Below are 13,886 nucleotides of genomic sequence, written 5' to 3'. Positions count from 1 at the left end.
CGGCGTCCACGGCCTCCTCGTGCGCCGTCCAGTGCCCCGTCCCCTCGCCCCACCGGTCCGGCTTTCCGGGGTGGTTCCACGCGGGGCCCCGGAGACGGGCGGGATGCACCGCAGGGCGATCGAGGACGTCAGCGCCGGGACCGCGGGGGACTTCAGCCGCTCCGGCCACCGACCCGCCGCCGCGCCGGGAGCGGCACGTCACGCGGTGAGGGTCCTGCCGGCATGTGCCGGCAGGACCCTCACCGCTCCGTTCGGCTCCCGCTCGTCCCGTCGGTCAGCCGGACGAGGGGGTGCCGAGCATCGCGGAAGCCCGCCGCAACGGGCCGTCCACGTGCGCAGGCGCGGCCTCGGGAAGGGTGCGACAGGTGAAGCCGAGCCGGGACATGGCCCGCAGGACCTCGCCGACGCTGAAATCGCGGCGGTCCTGTCGGGTGACGACCTCGCCGACCTGCTTGGCGGGGTAGTGGCGTCGTCCGATGATCACGGACTCGCCGGTGACCGGTTCGGGCTTGATGTTCTTCATCGATTCCAGCACGCCGCTCTTGGTCAGGTCGAACGGGAAGCGGGCGATGACACAGCGCATGATGCCTCACAGGGAGAGGAGGGACGGGGCCGGCCGCCGTGAAGCGGTTCAGCGGGAGAGGGCGAGGACGCCCGGAGCGTTGCCCTGTCCGCCGGCCACGGGCGGGGCCCCGGGCCGGCGGCGCCGCGTCGCGCGCCCGGCCTCGGCCCCCGTGGTCGGCGGCGAGGCGAAGGGAGCGATGACGTCGGCGATGTCACGCAGACGGATCCGGTCCGTGTACCCGGAGCCGTCACGAACGGCCGTGAGCCGGGCCCGGGTGACCAGACCGGTGCACAGACCGTCGTCGTCGCAGACGACCAGATGAGCCGTACGGGCGGCGGCCATCACGGACAGTGCCACCTCCACGGTCATGTCCTCCCAGACCTGCGGCCCGGCCGCCTCCATGGTGTCGGTCACCGTGCCGCGCACGGGGTGGGCGCTCCCCGGGCGGAACTGCGTCTGGACCAGCGTCAAAGGGTGCCTCCTGCGGAGATGGGCCGGCTGTCCGATCACGAAGGTTCTACGCCGCCGTACCGACGGCCGGCCGGCGCACGGACGCGCGGCGGGCCGCCGGAGCGGGACGGCGTCGGCCGCGTGAGGTCGCGCCGCGCCTCTTGGGGCGCTCGGCCACCGGTGCGGTGATGACGACCGGGACGCCGGAGGGGGTCTGGGCTCCGGTGATGCGGTGCAGGGCTTCCCCGCCGACGCGGACCTGGGTGGTCTGCGGGACGATGCCGGCCGCTGTCATGATGCGGGTCACCGCGCGGCGCTGGCTCGGGGTGACCAGGGTGACGACGCTGCCGGACTCGCCGGCGCGGGCCGTGCGGCCGCCGCGGTGGAGGTAGTCCTTGTGGTCGGTGGGCGGATCGACGTTGACGACGAGGTCGAGGCTGTCGACGTGGATGCCGCGCGCCGCGACGTTGGTCGCCACCAGCACGTTGACGTGGCCGGTCTTGAACTGCGTCAGGGTGCGGGTGCGCTGCGGCTGCGACTTCCCGCCGTGCAGGGCGGCGGCCCGTACCCCGCTGTTCAGGAGGTGCTCGGTGAGGCGGTCGACGGCGTGCTTGGTGTCGAGGAACATGATCACGCGGCCGTCACGCGCGGCGATCTCGGTGGTGGCCGTGTGCTTGTCCGCGCCGTGGACGTGCAGCACGTGGTGCTCCATCGTCGTGACCGCGCCGGCCGAGGCGTCGACGGAGTGCACGACGGGGTCGCTGAGGTAGCGGCGCACGAGCAGGTCGACGTTGCGGTCGAGGGTGGCGGAGAACAGCATGCGCTGGCCCTCGGGGCGGACCTGGTCGAGCAGGGCGGTGACCTGCGGCATGAAGCCCATGTCGGCCATCTGGTCGGCCTCGTCGAGGACGGTGACGCGCACCTGGTCCAGCCGGCAGCCGCCGCGGTCGATGAGGTCCTTGAGGCGTCCCGGTGTGGCGACGACGATCTCGACGCCACCGCGCAGCGCGCTCGTCTGCCTGCCGATCGGCATCCCGCCCACCACGGTGGCCAGCCGCAGCTTCACGGAGCGGGCGTAGGGGGCGAGCGCATCGGTGACCTGCTGCGCCAGCTCACGCGTCGGTACGAGGACCAGTCCCAGCGGCTGCCGGGCCTCGGCGCGCTGCCCGGCCGTACGGGCCAGCAGCGCCAGACCGAAGGCAAGGGTCTTGCCGGAGCCGGTGCGGCCGCGGCCCAGGACGTCCCGTCCGGCGAGGGAGTTCGGCAGGGTCGCGGCCTGGATCGGGAACGGCACGGTCACTCCGTGCGAACCCAGCGCGGCCGACAGTTCCTCGGGCATGTCGAGATCGGCGAAGCCCTCCACGGCGGGAAGCGCGGGAGTGACCGTCTCGGGAAGGGCGAACTCTCCCTGGATCGCGGCAGGCCGGCGTCCGTGACCGCCGGAACGGCTCGAGCCGCCCGGCCGGTTCGGGGCCGACGGACCGAATCGGCTGCCACCCCTTCCGGAGCCGGCGCCGCCCTCACGGGTACGGGCGAAACGGTCGTTCGTACGTGTGCGGTTCATGGGGAACCTTCCTCGATGCGGCACATATCAAGGAATTCCCGCAGCGATGAGCAGCACGGAGAATTGCAAGAACGGGCCGGTGGAACGCGACAGCGCATCTGTCCGACGGAAATCCGTACGCGCCCAGGCGCTGAAATGAGTGGCGCACAGCGGACGCATTTTTCGGGCGTCCGCCGCGATGAGGTCATGACGGGTCGTGCGCACCCTTGAAGGATGCTTCACGGGTTTCCCGGCTGTCGTCCGCGGGAAAAACAGCCACGGGAAACACAAGCAGCTGGGACCCGCACCCCAGAGGATGCGGGTCCCAGCTACGACATGCGCCTCAGCGTCAGGCGGGAACGATGTTCTCGGCCGTCGGGCCCTTCTGGCCCTGCGCGATGTCGAAGGTCACCTTCTGGCCCTCGAGCAGCTCACGGAAGCCCTGAGCGGCGATGTTCGAGTAGTGGGCGAACACGTCGGCGCCGCCGCCGTCCTGCTCGATGAAGCCGAAGCCCTTTTCCGCGTTGAACCACTTCACAGTACCAGCAGCCATGTCATTTCTCCTTTGGGGCAGTGCCTCGGGGTCCGCGCAGTACGGGCCCCGCGTCGCCGCGATGATCACCCCGCCCGGAAAAAGACCGGATATGTAAAAGCGCTTCCAGCGGCACAGGAGCCGAGCCGGACGCACTTGAAGTTTTCGGGAACCACAACTGCAACTGAGACCGACAGTAGCACGCCGCAGCGGCCTGCGCGCAAAAAAGAGTCCGGCCTCACTTATTGCGACAGAAAACCTGTCTGCGCGTTCCAGTGAAATCTCAGCCCGCGGGCACAGATATCGATCCAGCCGGAGCACGGCGTCCCGGGAGGCGTCCCGCGGCGGGACAGCGGTGCGCCCTCGCCACCGTGCCCTCGCCGCCGCGGCCTCGAGGCCGCGGCGGCGAGGGCACGTCGCGGAGTCAGTGTCCGGGGACGACGCCCGACAGTTCGTTGGTGCTCTCCGGCAGGGTGACGGAGGCGATCTTCTTCCCCGTGTCCAGGTCGATGGCGTGCAGGGCCTTCTTGCCGGGCTCGGAGACGTACGCGGTGTGGTCGCGGACGAACAGGGTGGGCCGGGCCTGCTGCCAGTCCAGCGGCTCCTGCCACTTGCCCACGGCGGGGATCTTCTTCTCGGTCCTGCCGCTGTCCGGGTCGATGACGTGGAGGGCGCCGTCGGTTCCGAGGACCAGGGCCTCGCCGTGCGGGCCACGGGCCAGCGAGCGGAAGGAGTAGCTGGCGCCCAGGTCCACCAGGCGCAGCTTCTTCTTCTCGGTGTCGATGAGGGAGACGCGGGTGGGACGCTCCAGCTCGGCCTCGGGGTCGGTCTTGTAGTCGCCCAGGAGCACCGGCGAGGCGTCGCTGCCTGCCTGGTTGCCGATGCGGCCGTAGTCGTCGGGGGCGTCGATCTTGGTGAACTCGCCGTCCTTGTAGATCAGGATGCCGTCCTCGCAGCCGACGGCGACGGCTTCGTTCTCGGCGGCCGCCTCGCCGTGGACGCCGGGGCAGTTCTCGTTGCGCGCGATCTCCTTGTCGTTCCTGTCCAGCACCAGCGCGCCGGTGCGCTTCTCCTCGGTGCCCAGGGTGGTCAGGAGTTCGCCGTCGGCCAGCTCGATGGCGACGCCGTGGTGCGGCTCGGCGGAGGTGTAGGTGCGTCCTTCGGGCTTCTTGCCGGTGCTCAGTTCGGCGGGGTCGAAGACGTTGACCTCTCCGGTGCCGTCGGTGAAGAGCACGGTCTTGCCCGCGTGACGGACCACGTGGCCGGGCTTGGCGCCCTTGTACTCGATGTCGGTGAAGGCCTGGCCGGTGGCGTCCAGGACGCGGAAGCCGCTGTCGGTGGAGACGACGACGTGGTCCTCGTCGCCCGCGGGGTTGACCCGGTTGAAGCCGGGAAGCTCGATGGTCCTGGCGAGCTTCAGGCTCTCGCCGTCCAGGATGTACAGGCCGCCGTCGAAGGTGGCGACCAGCGGATCCTTGACCGCCGCCGCGGGCGTGGCGCTCGCGGTTCCGTCCGCGGCCCGGTCGGACTTGGCACCGCCGGCGGAAGAGTCCCCTCCGCCGCAGGCGGTCAGGACGGTGGAGACCGCCAGGGCCAGTGCCGTGCCCGTGAGGGCTCTGCCGCGTGTCGACTTGTTCATCAGCGTGTTCCTTTCTGCACCGCGCGGTGGCGGCATGGGGGCATGACGTGCCGGCGTCCGATGGCCGGTGTGCCGGGAGGCTCGGAGGGTCAGTCGCCGGCCAGGCCGGTGACCATGGCGGTGGTGTTGGCGCGCATCATCCGCAGGTAGGTGTCGGCGCCCCCGCCCTCGGCGGTCAGGGACTCCGAGTGGAGCCCGACGACGCGGACCCCGCCGCCCATCTCCGTTCGCAGCACCTCGGCGAGCCGTCCGGGCTGGGAGGAGTCGGCGAAGACGGTGCGTACGCCCGCCCTCTCCATCGCCTCGGTGAGGGAGCTCAGGTCCGAGGAACTGGGTGAGGCCAACGTGGTGCCGCTGGGGACGACCGCGCCGATCACCTCGAAGCCGAAGCGGTCGGCGAGGTAGCCGAAGACGTGGTGGTTGGTGACGAGGGCCCGCCGGTCGGCGGGTATCCGGCCGAAGGACTTCTCCATCCAGGTGGTGAGCTCCGTGAGCTGCTTCGCGTAGCGGTCGGCGTTGGCGCGTACCGTGTCGGCGTCGACGCCGTCGACGTGCTCGATGACCTGGTCGGCCATCAGGCCGGTGACTTTGCGCACCCGGTCGGGGTCGGTCCAGAAGTGCGGGTCGGGCTGCCCTTCCTCGCCCTCGGGGCCGCCGTCGTCGGCGGTGTGGAAGGCGAGCGGGTCGGCCGCCTCGCCGGCCGCGAAGGTCGCGACCCCGGACTCACGGGCGGCGTCCACGTGCCGCAGGACGTTCTCCTCCAGGCCCAGGCCGTTGTGGACGACCAGGTCGGCCTGTTCCAGCTCGGCTGCCTGCACCGCCGACAGACCGAAGGAGTGCGGGTCGGCGCCGGGCTTCATCAGGACGGTGACGTCGGCCTCGCCGCCGACGATCTCCCGCGTGATGTCGCCGAGGATGTTGGTCGTGACGACGATGCCGGGACGGTCGCCGCCGGTGGTGGTGCAGGCGGTGGCGGTCGCGGCTGTCACGAGGGCGAGCAGGCCCGCGATCAGATGGCGCAGGCGTGCGACGCCCACCCGCGCGCGCTGCTTCGCCTCGGTACGGCTCATCGTCCGGTCTCCGCCATGAGGACGGGCTCGACGTCCAGGTCGAAGGAGCGCGCGATGCGCAGGCCGTCGTTGTAGTCGATCTCGAACACCTTCTTGCCCTCCGGGTCGTTGACGTAGGCGCGGCTGCGGTCGACCTCGATGACGGGGGCGCTGCCGTCGGCGCCGGCCCGTTTCCCGCCTGTCAGCAGCGGCCCGGTCCGCGCGGTCCGCTTCCCGGTCGCGATGTCGTAGCCGTGCAGCGAGCCGTCGGTCTCCAGGACGAGCAACGGGGAGCCCTCCCCGGCCGTGTTGGCCGCGACGACCGGTCCGGTGTCCACCCGTGTCCAGGTCCGCTCGGTGACGTCGAGGACCCAGACGGCGTCTTCGGCCGCGGCGGTGAGGGTGTCGCTGCCGGGGCGGTGGCGGAAAGCGGTGGCCCGCTCCTTCGCCGGCACGTCCCGCCCGTAGGGGATCTCCTCGGCGGTGAAGGCGCCGTCCTGTACCCGGACGAGCAGGGCGCCGTCGGCGCAGCCGAGGACCACGCCGCGCCCGGTGACGGCGTCTCCCCGGGGCTCCTCGCACGTCACGTCCGGCGAGGCGACGCGCTCTCCCTCGCGGTCGAGGACGACGAGTCCGGTCGTGCCGCCCTTGTGCGCGAAGGCCAGCAGGTGCTCCTCGTACGGGACGACGGCACCGGTGTAAGTGCCCGGCAGCGTACGGGAGGACGCGATCCGCCCCTTCTCCAGCTCGCCGCGGTCGTGGAGGAGGGCGCGGCCGTCCTCGTCGGTCACCGCGGTCACGGCGGCGTCGCTGCGCACCTGGGCCCGGCTGCCCGCGGGAAACTCCCCCACGTCCCGTGGCGCCGCGCTGTAGTAGTGGACGTGGTCCCCGTGGTCCACCGTCCAGGCTCCGCCGTCGAGGACGTGCGTGCCGCCGGGCGTGTGGAGGTAGCCGAACCTGCCGTCCGTCCACAGCCGGACGGCGCCCTTCACCGGGGCCGTCCTGTGCACCTCGCCGGTGATGAGGTCGAGGATCCTGGTGTCGCCGCTGTCGGGGTCGTTCAGGAGGAGCCGGGACTGCTGCTCGGCGGCCTCCTGGGCTCCTTCGACGTACCCGTGCGGGACCGCGGACGGGGAACTGGCGTCGGGCCGTGCGGGGTTGTTCCTCTCTCCCGCACAACTCGCGGTGAGCAGCGCGGTGAGCACCAGTGCGGCCGACGCCCACGGAGTGACGTTTCTGCGGACGGTCATGACGATCGTCTCCGGCTTCTTTCAGTTGACTTCGAGTACGGGGGCCGGGGCGTGGACGCGGCGCGTACGGCGGTCACGCAGGCCGGACAGCACGTGGGAGAGGAAGAACAGGCTCACCGCGAGGGCGGCGACGGTCGCGCCGGCCGCGGTGCTCAGGTGCCAGGACAGCAGCAGGCCGCCGAACGTGGCCGAGGTTCCGAACAGGGCGGCGAGCGCCATGACCCCGCGCACGGAGCGGGCCCAGGGCAGGGCGGCCGCCGGGGGCGCGATGAGCAGCCCGAGGACCAGCAGCGTTCCGACGATGTGGAACGAGGCGACGATCGCCAGGCCGAGCAGGCCGAGCAGCACCGCGTGGGCCAGGCGCGGGCGCAGCCCCAGGGTGTGGGCCTTGCGCTCGTCGAACGCCAGGGCCAGGAAGGCACGGTGGCCCAGCACCGACGCCACCAGCGCCGCGAGCGACGCCGCCCCGAGCACGAGGAGGTCCTGCTGCCGGACGGCGAGAACGTCGCCGAAGAGGAAGCCGGTCAGGTCGACCGCGAAGGACTGCGAGCGCGACACGATGATCACACCGAGCGAGAGCATGCCCACGAACAGCAGCCCGATGCCGGTGTCCTGGGACAGCTTCGGCATACGGCCCAGCACGGTGACGCCGGCCGTCATGACGGCGGCACTGACCACCGCGCCCACCATCGGATTCCCCCCGAGGAGCGCGGCCGCCGCGACACCGGGAAGCAGCCCGTGGGACATGGCGTCACCGAGGAAGGCCATCCCCCTCAGCACCACCCAGGTGCCCGCCAGCGCGCAGATGGCGGACACGAGCGTCCCGCCCCACAGGGCCCGCTGCACAAAGGTCACCTCGAACGGGACCGTCAACCAATCCATGGCCAGGAGACTACAATGAAAATCATGTTCAATGAACCGCCCCCCTCCCCCGCCCCGCCCCTCGGCCGAACCGCCCGCATCCGCTTCTCGGACCTGTGCGCCGGCTATCCAGGACGCCTGGTGCTCCGTCAAGTCACGGGCGAGATACCCGCGTCGGCCACGACGGTGCTCGTCGGGCCGAACGGCAGCGGCAAGTCGACCCTGCTCGGCGTGCTCGCCGGTGTGATCAAGCCGACGTCCGGCGACCTCCTCCGCACCGGCGACCGGCCGCCCGCCTTCGTGCCTCAGCGCGGAGCGGTCGGCGACACCCTGCCGCTCACCGTCCGGCAGACCGTGGAGATGGGGCGCTGGGGCGAGCGCGGCCCGTGGCGCCGGCTGACCGCACGGGACCACGCGACCGTGGACGCGGCGCTCGACCGGCTCGGCATCGGCGACCTCGCCTCACGTCAACTGGGCGAGCTCTCGGGCGGGCAGCGCCAACGCGCTCTCATCGCCCAAGGACTGGCGCAGGAGTCGGACCTGCTGCTCCTCGACGAGCCGACCACCGGCCTGGACCCGGAGGCGGGGGAGCGGATCGGGGCACTGCTGACGGCGCTCGTCGCCGACGGGGTGACGGTCGTCCAGGCCACGCATGACCTCGAGGCGGCGCGCGCGGCGGACGCCTGCCTCCTGCTCCAGGACGGCCGCCTCACCGGGCAGGGGCGTCCGGAACAGGTCCTCACCGCGTCGGCGCTGACCCGGGCCTGGCAAGTGCTCTGAGGAGCCCGGCACACGCAACCGCGAAGGCCGTGCCGGCGTGGCCGGCCGGCGCGTGGGGCCAGGTGTCCCACCGGAACGGCAGGCCCGGTCCGGTGCGACCGCCTGCCCGGCCGGCGCTCGCGCCCGCCGGACGAGCCGCTGCTCCGAGCCTGACGCCTGACGGCCCGGCTCCGTTGCCGGACGCCCGAGACGGACACCGTCATCGCGTCCACCGCGGGCGACCCCGGGTGCCTCGAGAAGGGCGGGTTCGCCACAAATGTGCCCTACACCCAGCACCGCAGTGTCGATCTGGTCAAGGAGAAGGGGCGCTGGGTGATCACCGGCAGTCGCCCTTCCTCCCTTACCGCGGTGACGCACAGACCTCCGACCCGCTCCGACAGCGCCTGCAGGGGATACGACTTCCCGTGCCGCCTGCGCCCCGACACGACCCCCAGACGCATCGCCGGATCCGGGTCCGTGACGAACTAGGTCAGCAGACCCCACTCACGATCACGGTCGACCACGTCCCCGGGCTTGGCAAGCACGCTCTCGTCCACCGGAACTCCCACCAGCCTGAATCGACTCCGACATGTCTGAGCCTGCTTACGAGTTGGTGCGTGATAGCGGGTGAGGCTGCGGAGGCCTAACCGAGGGTTGCGTTCAGATGATGGCGGTGCGGTCGGAGACGAGGCCGGCGATGGCGCGGTAGGTGTCGGGCAGCCGGTCTCGTCGGTGGGTCCAGCGGATGAGTTGTTTCCAGCGCTTGTGGTCGGCGAGGGCGTGTTCGACGGTGATGCGGTCGGATGAGTGCCAGTGGCGGTCGCGTTCCCAGCGTGCGTGGACGTCAGGCAGTGCGCTCTTGTTCGGCTTCCTGGGTGGTGTGATCGCCTGGCCTGGATGATCGCGTCGCAGGCCGAGGTAACCGTCGTCCAGGAGGACCTCCACGTCGGGGAAGTACTGGAAGCAGAGGTCGATGCCCTCGTTGCGTGCGGCGGTCGCGTCGTGCATGCGGCCCGGTCGCAGGGCGTCGGTCCACAGCGTGCGGCCCTGGTGGTCGGCGACGGCGGTGGCCTTCATAGTGTTCTGTTTCTTCTTGCCGGAGACGAACGCCCGGCGTCCCCCGCGGCCGGCCACGGGCCGGCGGACCTGAATCTCGGTGGCGTCCAGGCGCAGCTCGACCCCTTCGGCTTGGGCATAGGCGAATACGTCCGCCAGTGTTCGTAGCCGCAGACCGGGCCGGTCGGGGACCGCGCAGCCCCGCTGGGCCAGGAGGGCGCGTATCTCCCCGATCGCGCGGGTGATGGTGGAGCGGTCGACACCGAACAGCAGCCCCAGCACCGAGTGCGGCAGATCGTGCCGCAGATGGATGAGCGTGGCCACCAGCCGGTCGGTGAAGACGAGCTGGTGGCGGGCACCGGCTCCTGCGGCCCGTTTCCTCACCCCGCCTCGCGCTGCGTGGTGGCGGCCTTCAACCGCGGCCTGCCACGGCTGAGCCAACTCCTCGACCAGACAGCCCAGATGACGTAGGGAGATCCCGGTGAACAGCCGATGCGCGAGAACCACCCGATTGACCATGATCGCCACAAGCAGATCATGCCATCCACCAGCGAGAACGCCTCACCCGCTATCACGCACCAACTCGTCAGACGGAATCCGTCCAGCTTGACTTTGCTGTGCCCGACAGCAGAGATCACTGACGGTGATCGTCGCAGAGCTGTGTCAGCGGCTCCCGACAATGCAGCCACGGGGCATCGCAATACACTGTTCCCGCCGGTCCCGCTGACGGAAGTCGAGCGTCATACGAACGTCAAAAGCCCCGACGGCCGGGCGTCGCGCAGCCGCTCCTACCCGTCACCCGGCACGAACCCACAGGTGAGAGGTGTCCGAAGGGCTCGGCCTGCTGGATGTCGCGAAACAGGTCGAGGCCCCCGCCGCTCCTGCTGAACCGCAGGTCAGGCACCCTTGTCAGCAGGCTCGAGGATCGCCACGCACTCCACATGATGCGTCATCGAGACCGCGCCGACACCTCCCCTTGAGGTGAAGGATGCAGGTCAGAGACCATTTCGTGAGCGTCAGGTGGCCGCCTTCAAGATCGGAGCGTCAGGCCGGTGTGCCTGTACGTCACGCGTGCACAGCATCGCCCCGCCGGCGGCCGGCGTGCCGACGTCCCCCGACGGACGGGCCGAGCCCGGACCAGCGAGCTGCCCGCCGCACCGAATCCCGGGACCAGGTCCGGAGATCCCCGGTACGACGTTCCACGCGAACCGCCCGCTTGGAAAGCGTCATCGGCGCGCATTCCTGCCGTCCGGAAGCGCGGGACCACGGCTGATGATTTCGGTCATTCTCGTGGAGTCGATGGCTGCGCGGCGGGAGAGGGCGGCACATGACGCGAGGTCGGTTTCGCCGTGTGAGTCCCGGGGAGTGGGGTGTCCGGCGCCCTCGGGCCGAGAGTGTCGATCTGCGCGGCACCGGCCTGGCCGGAACGCCTCTTCCCCACCGAGCGTTCTACCCATGGGTCATAATGTGTCCGATACGGACAGGGTATTCCGATGCGGTGAGCGGGCAAGATCATTGATCATGAAGAGGTGGGGGGTCACTCATGATTCAGTTTCGCGTACTCGGCCCGTTGGAAGTGATCTGCGATGGTGAACGGGCGGTTCTCGGAGGCGTAAAACAGCGTGCGCTGCTCGGCCGTCTTCTTCTCGAACCGAATCAGGCGGTCGCGAACAGCCGATTAATGGAATCACTTTGGCCTGATACTGAACCGCCAATTACGGCGCGGAAAATCCTGCAGAATTCCGTGTGGTCGCTCCGGTCGGTCCTGCGGTCGCTGCGTGCGCGGGGGCCGCATCCGGCGTTGATCACGCGGTCTCCCGGCTACATGCTCCAGATCGACGAGGACCTGGTCGACGTGCACGTCTTCGGCAGGCAGTTGGAACTCGGCCGCAAGAAAATGGCCAACGGGCTCCCGGCGGAGGCGGCCGCGGTCCTGCGGGACGCACTGGACCTGTGGCGAGGTGACGTCCTGGCAGACCTCGTGGAAGCCGGGATCGTCTGGCCGGAGTCGAGTGCCGTCGAGAACGGACGGATCGACGCGCAGGAACTGTACTTCGAGGCCAAGCTGGACTGCGGCCACCACGGGGAGGTGACCAGCGGCATCGAGCAGATGGTGGAGGCCGAACCGCTGCGCGAACGGGCCCGTGGGCTGCTGATGCTGGCCCTGTACCGTTCCGGTCGGCAGACCGAGGCGCTGAACGTCTACCACCGTACGCACGTTGAACTCGTGGACCGCCTCGGCCTGGAGCCCGGACCGTGGCTGCGGAGCCTGCAACAGCGCATCCTGACGCACGACCCGACACTCGGCGAGTTTCCCCGGGCCGAGGTGACGACCGGGGAGTTCGGCGCGACCGGACAGGCAGTCGTGGCCGGTGCGGGAGTGCCGCTCGCGCCGGACGCCCCCGTCGGCGAGGACGAGGTCGGGCGTAAGCACGACGTGCTGGACGAGCCGGCCCGGTCGACGCTCCCGGTGCCGCCCCCGGCGGGCTCGCACCGGCGCGAGGTGACGGTGATGATCGTCCGGGCCCATGTCGGATCCGGGGCGTCCTCGGCGCACCCGGTCGGTGTCGACGACCTCCTCGACGGAATCCACACCCTGGTCAGGACCGGCGTGGAGTGCTGCGGCGGCGAGGTCCTGGCCTCCGTGGGATCCGCGACGATAGCCCTCTTCGACCTCGACGATCCGGCGGAGGGCGCCGCGCGGGCCACTCAGCTCGCCCTGCTGCTCAGGGACAGCCTCGACGTGTCGGACGAGAACCGGCACGGGCTGACCATACGGGCCATGGTGGCGACCGGTGATCTCCAGAGGCGCTTCGACCCGGTCCCCCGGAAGAGCCTGCTGTCGGTCAACGGCACCCTGCTCGACCAGTGCTGGGAGACGTTCCCACAGGTACCGGCCGGCGCGATCTGGGTGTCGGACCGCACCAGGTCGCTGACCCTCGGACAGGTGTCGTACCTGGCGCCGGCGGCGCAGAAGCTGCCCTACTGGGTCGCGGAGGCGCCCTCGGTGGAGTATCCGGTCGACACCAAGCCGTTCATGGACCGGGACCATGAGATGGAGATCCTGCGGCGGACCTTCGAGCGCGTCGAGCAGCGCGGCATTCCGCATCTGGTCACCGTCCTCGGCGACCACGGGACGGGGAAGAGCCGGCTCCTGCTGGAGTTCTGTCACCTGCTCGAGAAGAACGCCGGGCCCGCTCCGTTCATCGTGAAGTACCGGGTGAGCAGGTCGGTGGGCATCGATCCGCTCGCCGTCGTCAGGTCGCTGCGGTCGCTCCACCGCGAGGCCGAGCCCGACACCCCCGTCGAGTCGGCCGATCCGGACCAGCCGGAGTCGGTACGCCGGGTGCAGGAGGCCGAGAGCCTCGTGCACGCGATCGCCCGGAAACGCCCGGTCGTCATCGCGGTGGACGACCTTCACCTTGCCGACGAGGCGACCCTCGCCTTCTTCGAGAGGCTGGGAGCGGGCAGCCAGTCCGGGATGCTGCTGATCGTGGCCTGCGCCAACGAGGACTTCCACCGCAGGTTCCCGCAGTGGGGTCTCGGCCGGCTGAACAGCGCGCGGATCCTGCTGGAGCCGTTGTCGGTCGATGCCGTCGCCCGGCTGTTCGACAACCTGATCGTCACCATCGGGGACTGCATCGCCGACTCGACCTGGCAGACGTTCCACCACATCTTCGGCGATCCCGACGCCGCGTCGGCGAAGCGGGCCCGTCTGCTGCGGGCCCTGCCGCTGGTCGTCGGGACGAACGCGTTTCCCGGCGACCACGCGGCGGACAAAAGGGTCAGTAGCCGTTGAAGAAGCCGTACAGCCGGTTGATCCGGCCCCCCTCGAAGGTGGCGGTGTCGAAGCCGCTCACCACGGGTGAGCTCGCGGGGGGCCCCACCTGCCAGGAGAAGTGCACGGCGTCGTGATGGGTCAGGACCGTCCCGGGGGTGAAGGGCATCCCCGGGAAGTTCCGCCGTGCGGCGGTGATGTACTCCCCGATCGCCGCCGTTCCGTGAGCGACGATGTTCGGGTCGGTGTACGTCGCGTCCGGGGTGAACACCTCTTCCACCAGAGCTTGCCGGAGCCGGCCGTCGGGCTCGTTCCAGATCGCGATGTACTTCTCGACCAGCCCGGTCACGCCGTTGCCGTCCATGAGTCACACTCTCCTTCTTGTACCTGTAACTGTGCCTGCG

Annotated in this window: 13 protein-coding genes and 1 pseudogene; 2 read left to right on the top strand and 12 right to left on the bottom strand. The window is 70.4% G+C overall.

From position 1 onward, the window contains the following. Positions 1-274: 274 nt before the first annotated feature. The 9 genes from ACWH4W_RS14930 to aztB all read right to left on the bottom strand — a co-directional run bounded on the left by ACWH4W_RS14930 (position 275) and on the right by aztB (position 7,910). Positions 275-583, bottom strand: a complete 309-nt coding sequence (locus tag ACWH4W_RS14930) for an SCO5918 family protein (RefSeq protein ID WP_473076207.1) — start codon at positions 581-583, stop codon at positions 275-277. Positions 584-631: 48 nt separating this feature from the next. Beyond that, positions 632-1,036, bottom strand: coding sequence for a CBS domain-containing protein (locus ACWH4W_RS14925; RefSeq protein ID WP_473076206.1), 405 nt, complete (start codon positions 1,034-1,036; stop codon positions 632-634). Between the two features lie 46 nt (positions 1,037-1,082). Then, positions 1,083-2,579, bottom strand: coding sequence for a DEAD/DEAH box helicase (locus tag ACWH4W_RS14920; RefSeq protein WP_473076205.1), 1,497 nt, complete (start codon positions 2,577-2,579; stop codon positions 1,083-1,085). A gap of 27 nt (positions 2,580-2,606) precedes the next feature. Beyond that, entirely contained in the window at positions 2,607-2,783 is a 177-nt protein-coding gene (locus ACWH4W_RS14915) for a hypothetical protein (RefSeq protein WP_473076204.1), read from the bottom strand. A gap of 124 nt (positions 2,784-2,907) precedes the next feature. After that, positions 2,908-3,111, bottom strand: a complete 204-nt coding sequence (locus tag ACWH4W_RS14910; protein WP_023586116.1) for a cold-shock protein — start codon at positions 3,109-3,111, stop codon at positions 2,908-2,910. A gap of 403 nt (positions 3,112-3,514) precedes the next feature. Beyond that, positions 3,515-4,729 carry a zinc metallochaperone AztD gene (aztD, locus tag ACWH4W_RS14905; protein WP_473076203.1) on the bottom strand — a complete coding sequence of 405 codons (1,215 nt, stop codon included), beginning with the start codon at positions 4,727-4,729 and terminating at the stop codon, positions 3,515-3,517. A gap of 89 nt (positions 4,730-4,818) precedes the next feature. Beyond that, positions 4,819-5,799 carry a zinc ABC transporter substrate-binding protein AztC gene (gene aztC / locus ACWH4W_RS14900; RefSeq protein ID WP_473076202.1) on the bottom strand — a complete coding sequence of 327 codons (981 nt, stop codon included), beginning with the start codon at positions 5,797-5,799 and terminating at the stop codon, positions 4,819-4,821. Further along, entirely contained in the window at positions 5,796-7,028 is a 1,233-nt protein-coding gene (locus ACWH4W_RS14895) for a hypothetical protein (protein WP_473076201.1), read from the bottom strand. The genes aztC and ACWH4W_RS14895 overlap by 4 nt, the downstream gene beginning before the upstream one ends. A gap of 21 nt (positions 7,029-7,049) precedes the next feature. Next, complete coding sequence (gene aztB / locus ACWH4W_RS14890; protein ID WP_473076200.1) at positions 7,050-7,910, bottom strand: zinc ABC transporter permease AztB; 861 nt, start codon at positions 7,908-7,910, stop codon at positions 7,050-7,052. A gap of 15 nt (positions 7,911-7,925) precedes the next feature. Here aztB and aztA point away from each other — a divergent pair, with 15 nt between their 5' ends. Continuing rightward, positions 7,926-8,669, top strand: coding sequence for a zinc ABC transporter ATP-binding protein AztA (aztA, locus tag ACWH4W_RS14885; protein ID WP_473076199.1), 744 nt, complete (start codon positions 7,926-7,928; stop codon positions 8,667-8,669). Between the two features lie 314 nt (positions 8,670-8,983). On the opposite strand, the pseudogene ACWH4W_RS14880 reads toward aztA, so the two are convergent. Next, positions 8,984-9,205: pseudogene (locus tag ACWH4W_RS14880) on the bottom strand (ATP-binding protein); the annotation flags it as partial. Positions 9,206-9,308: 103 nt separating this feature from the next. After that, positions 9,309-10,223, bottom strand: a complete 915-nt coding sequence (locus ACWH4W_RS14875) for a transposase family protein (protein WP_473077500.1) — start codon at positions 10,221-10,223, stop codon at positions 9,309-9,311. 1,282 nt (positions 10,224-11,505) lie between these two features. On the opposite strand from ACWH4W_RS14875, the gene ACWH4W_RS14870 reads away from it, so the two are divergent. Next, the gene (locus tag ACWH4W_RS14870) at positions 11,506-13,503 is read left to right on the top strand and encodes an ATP-binding protein (protein ID WP_473076198.1); all 1,998 of its coding nucleotides are present in this window, start codon (positions 11,506-11,508) and stop codon (positions 13,501-13,503) included. Here ACWH4W_RS14870 and ACWH4W_RS14865 read toward each other — a convergent pair. After that, a complete protein-coding gene (locus ACWH4W_RS14865; protein ID WP_473076197.1) occupies positions 13,490-13,846 on the bottom strand; it encodes a nuclear transport factor 2 family protein in 357 nt (118 codons plus the stop codon). The genes ACWH4W_RS14870 and ACWH4W_RS14865 overlap by 14 nt on opposite strands. Positions 13,847-13,886: the final 40 nt, after the last annotated feature.

Source organism: Streptomyces sp. DSM 120436 (assembly GCF_055778765.1).
Note: the sequence above shows the minus strand (reverse complement) of the source record. Positions and strands in the feature narration are given on the sequence as shown.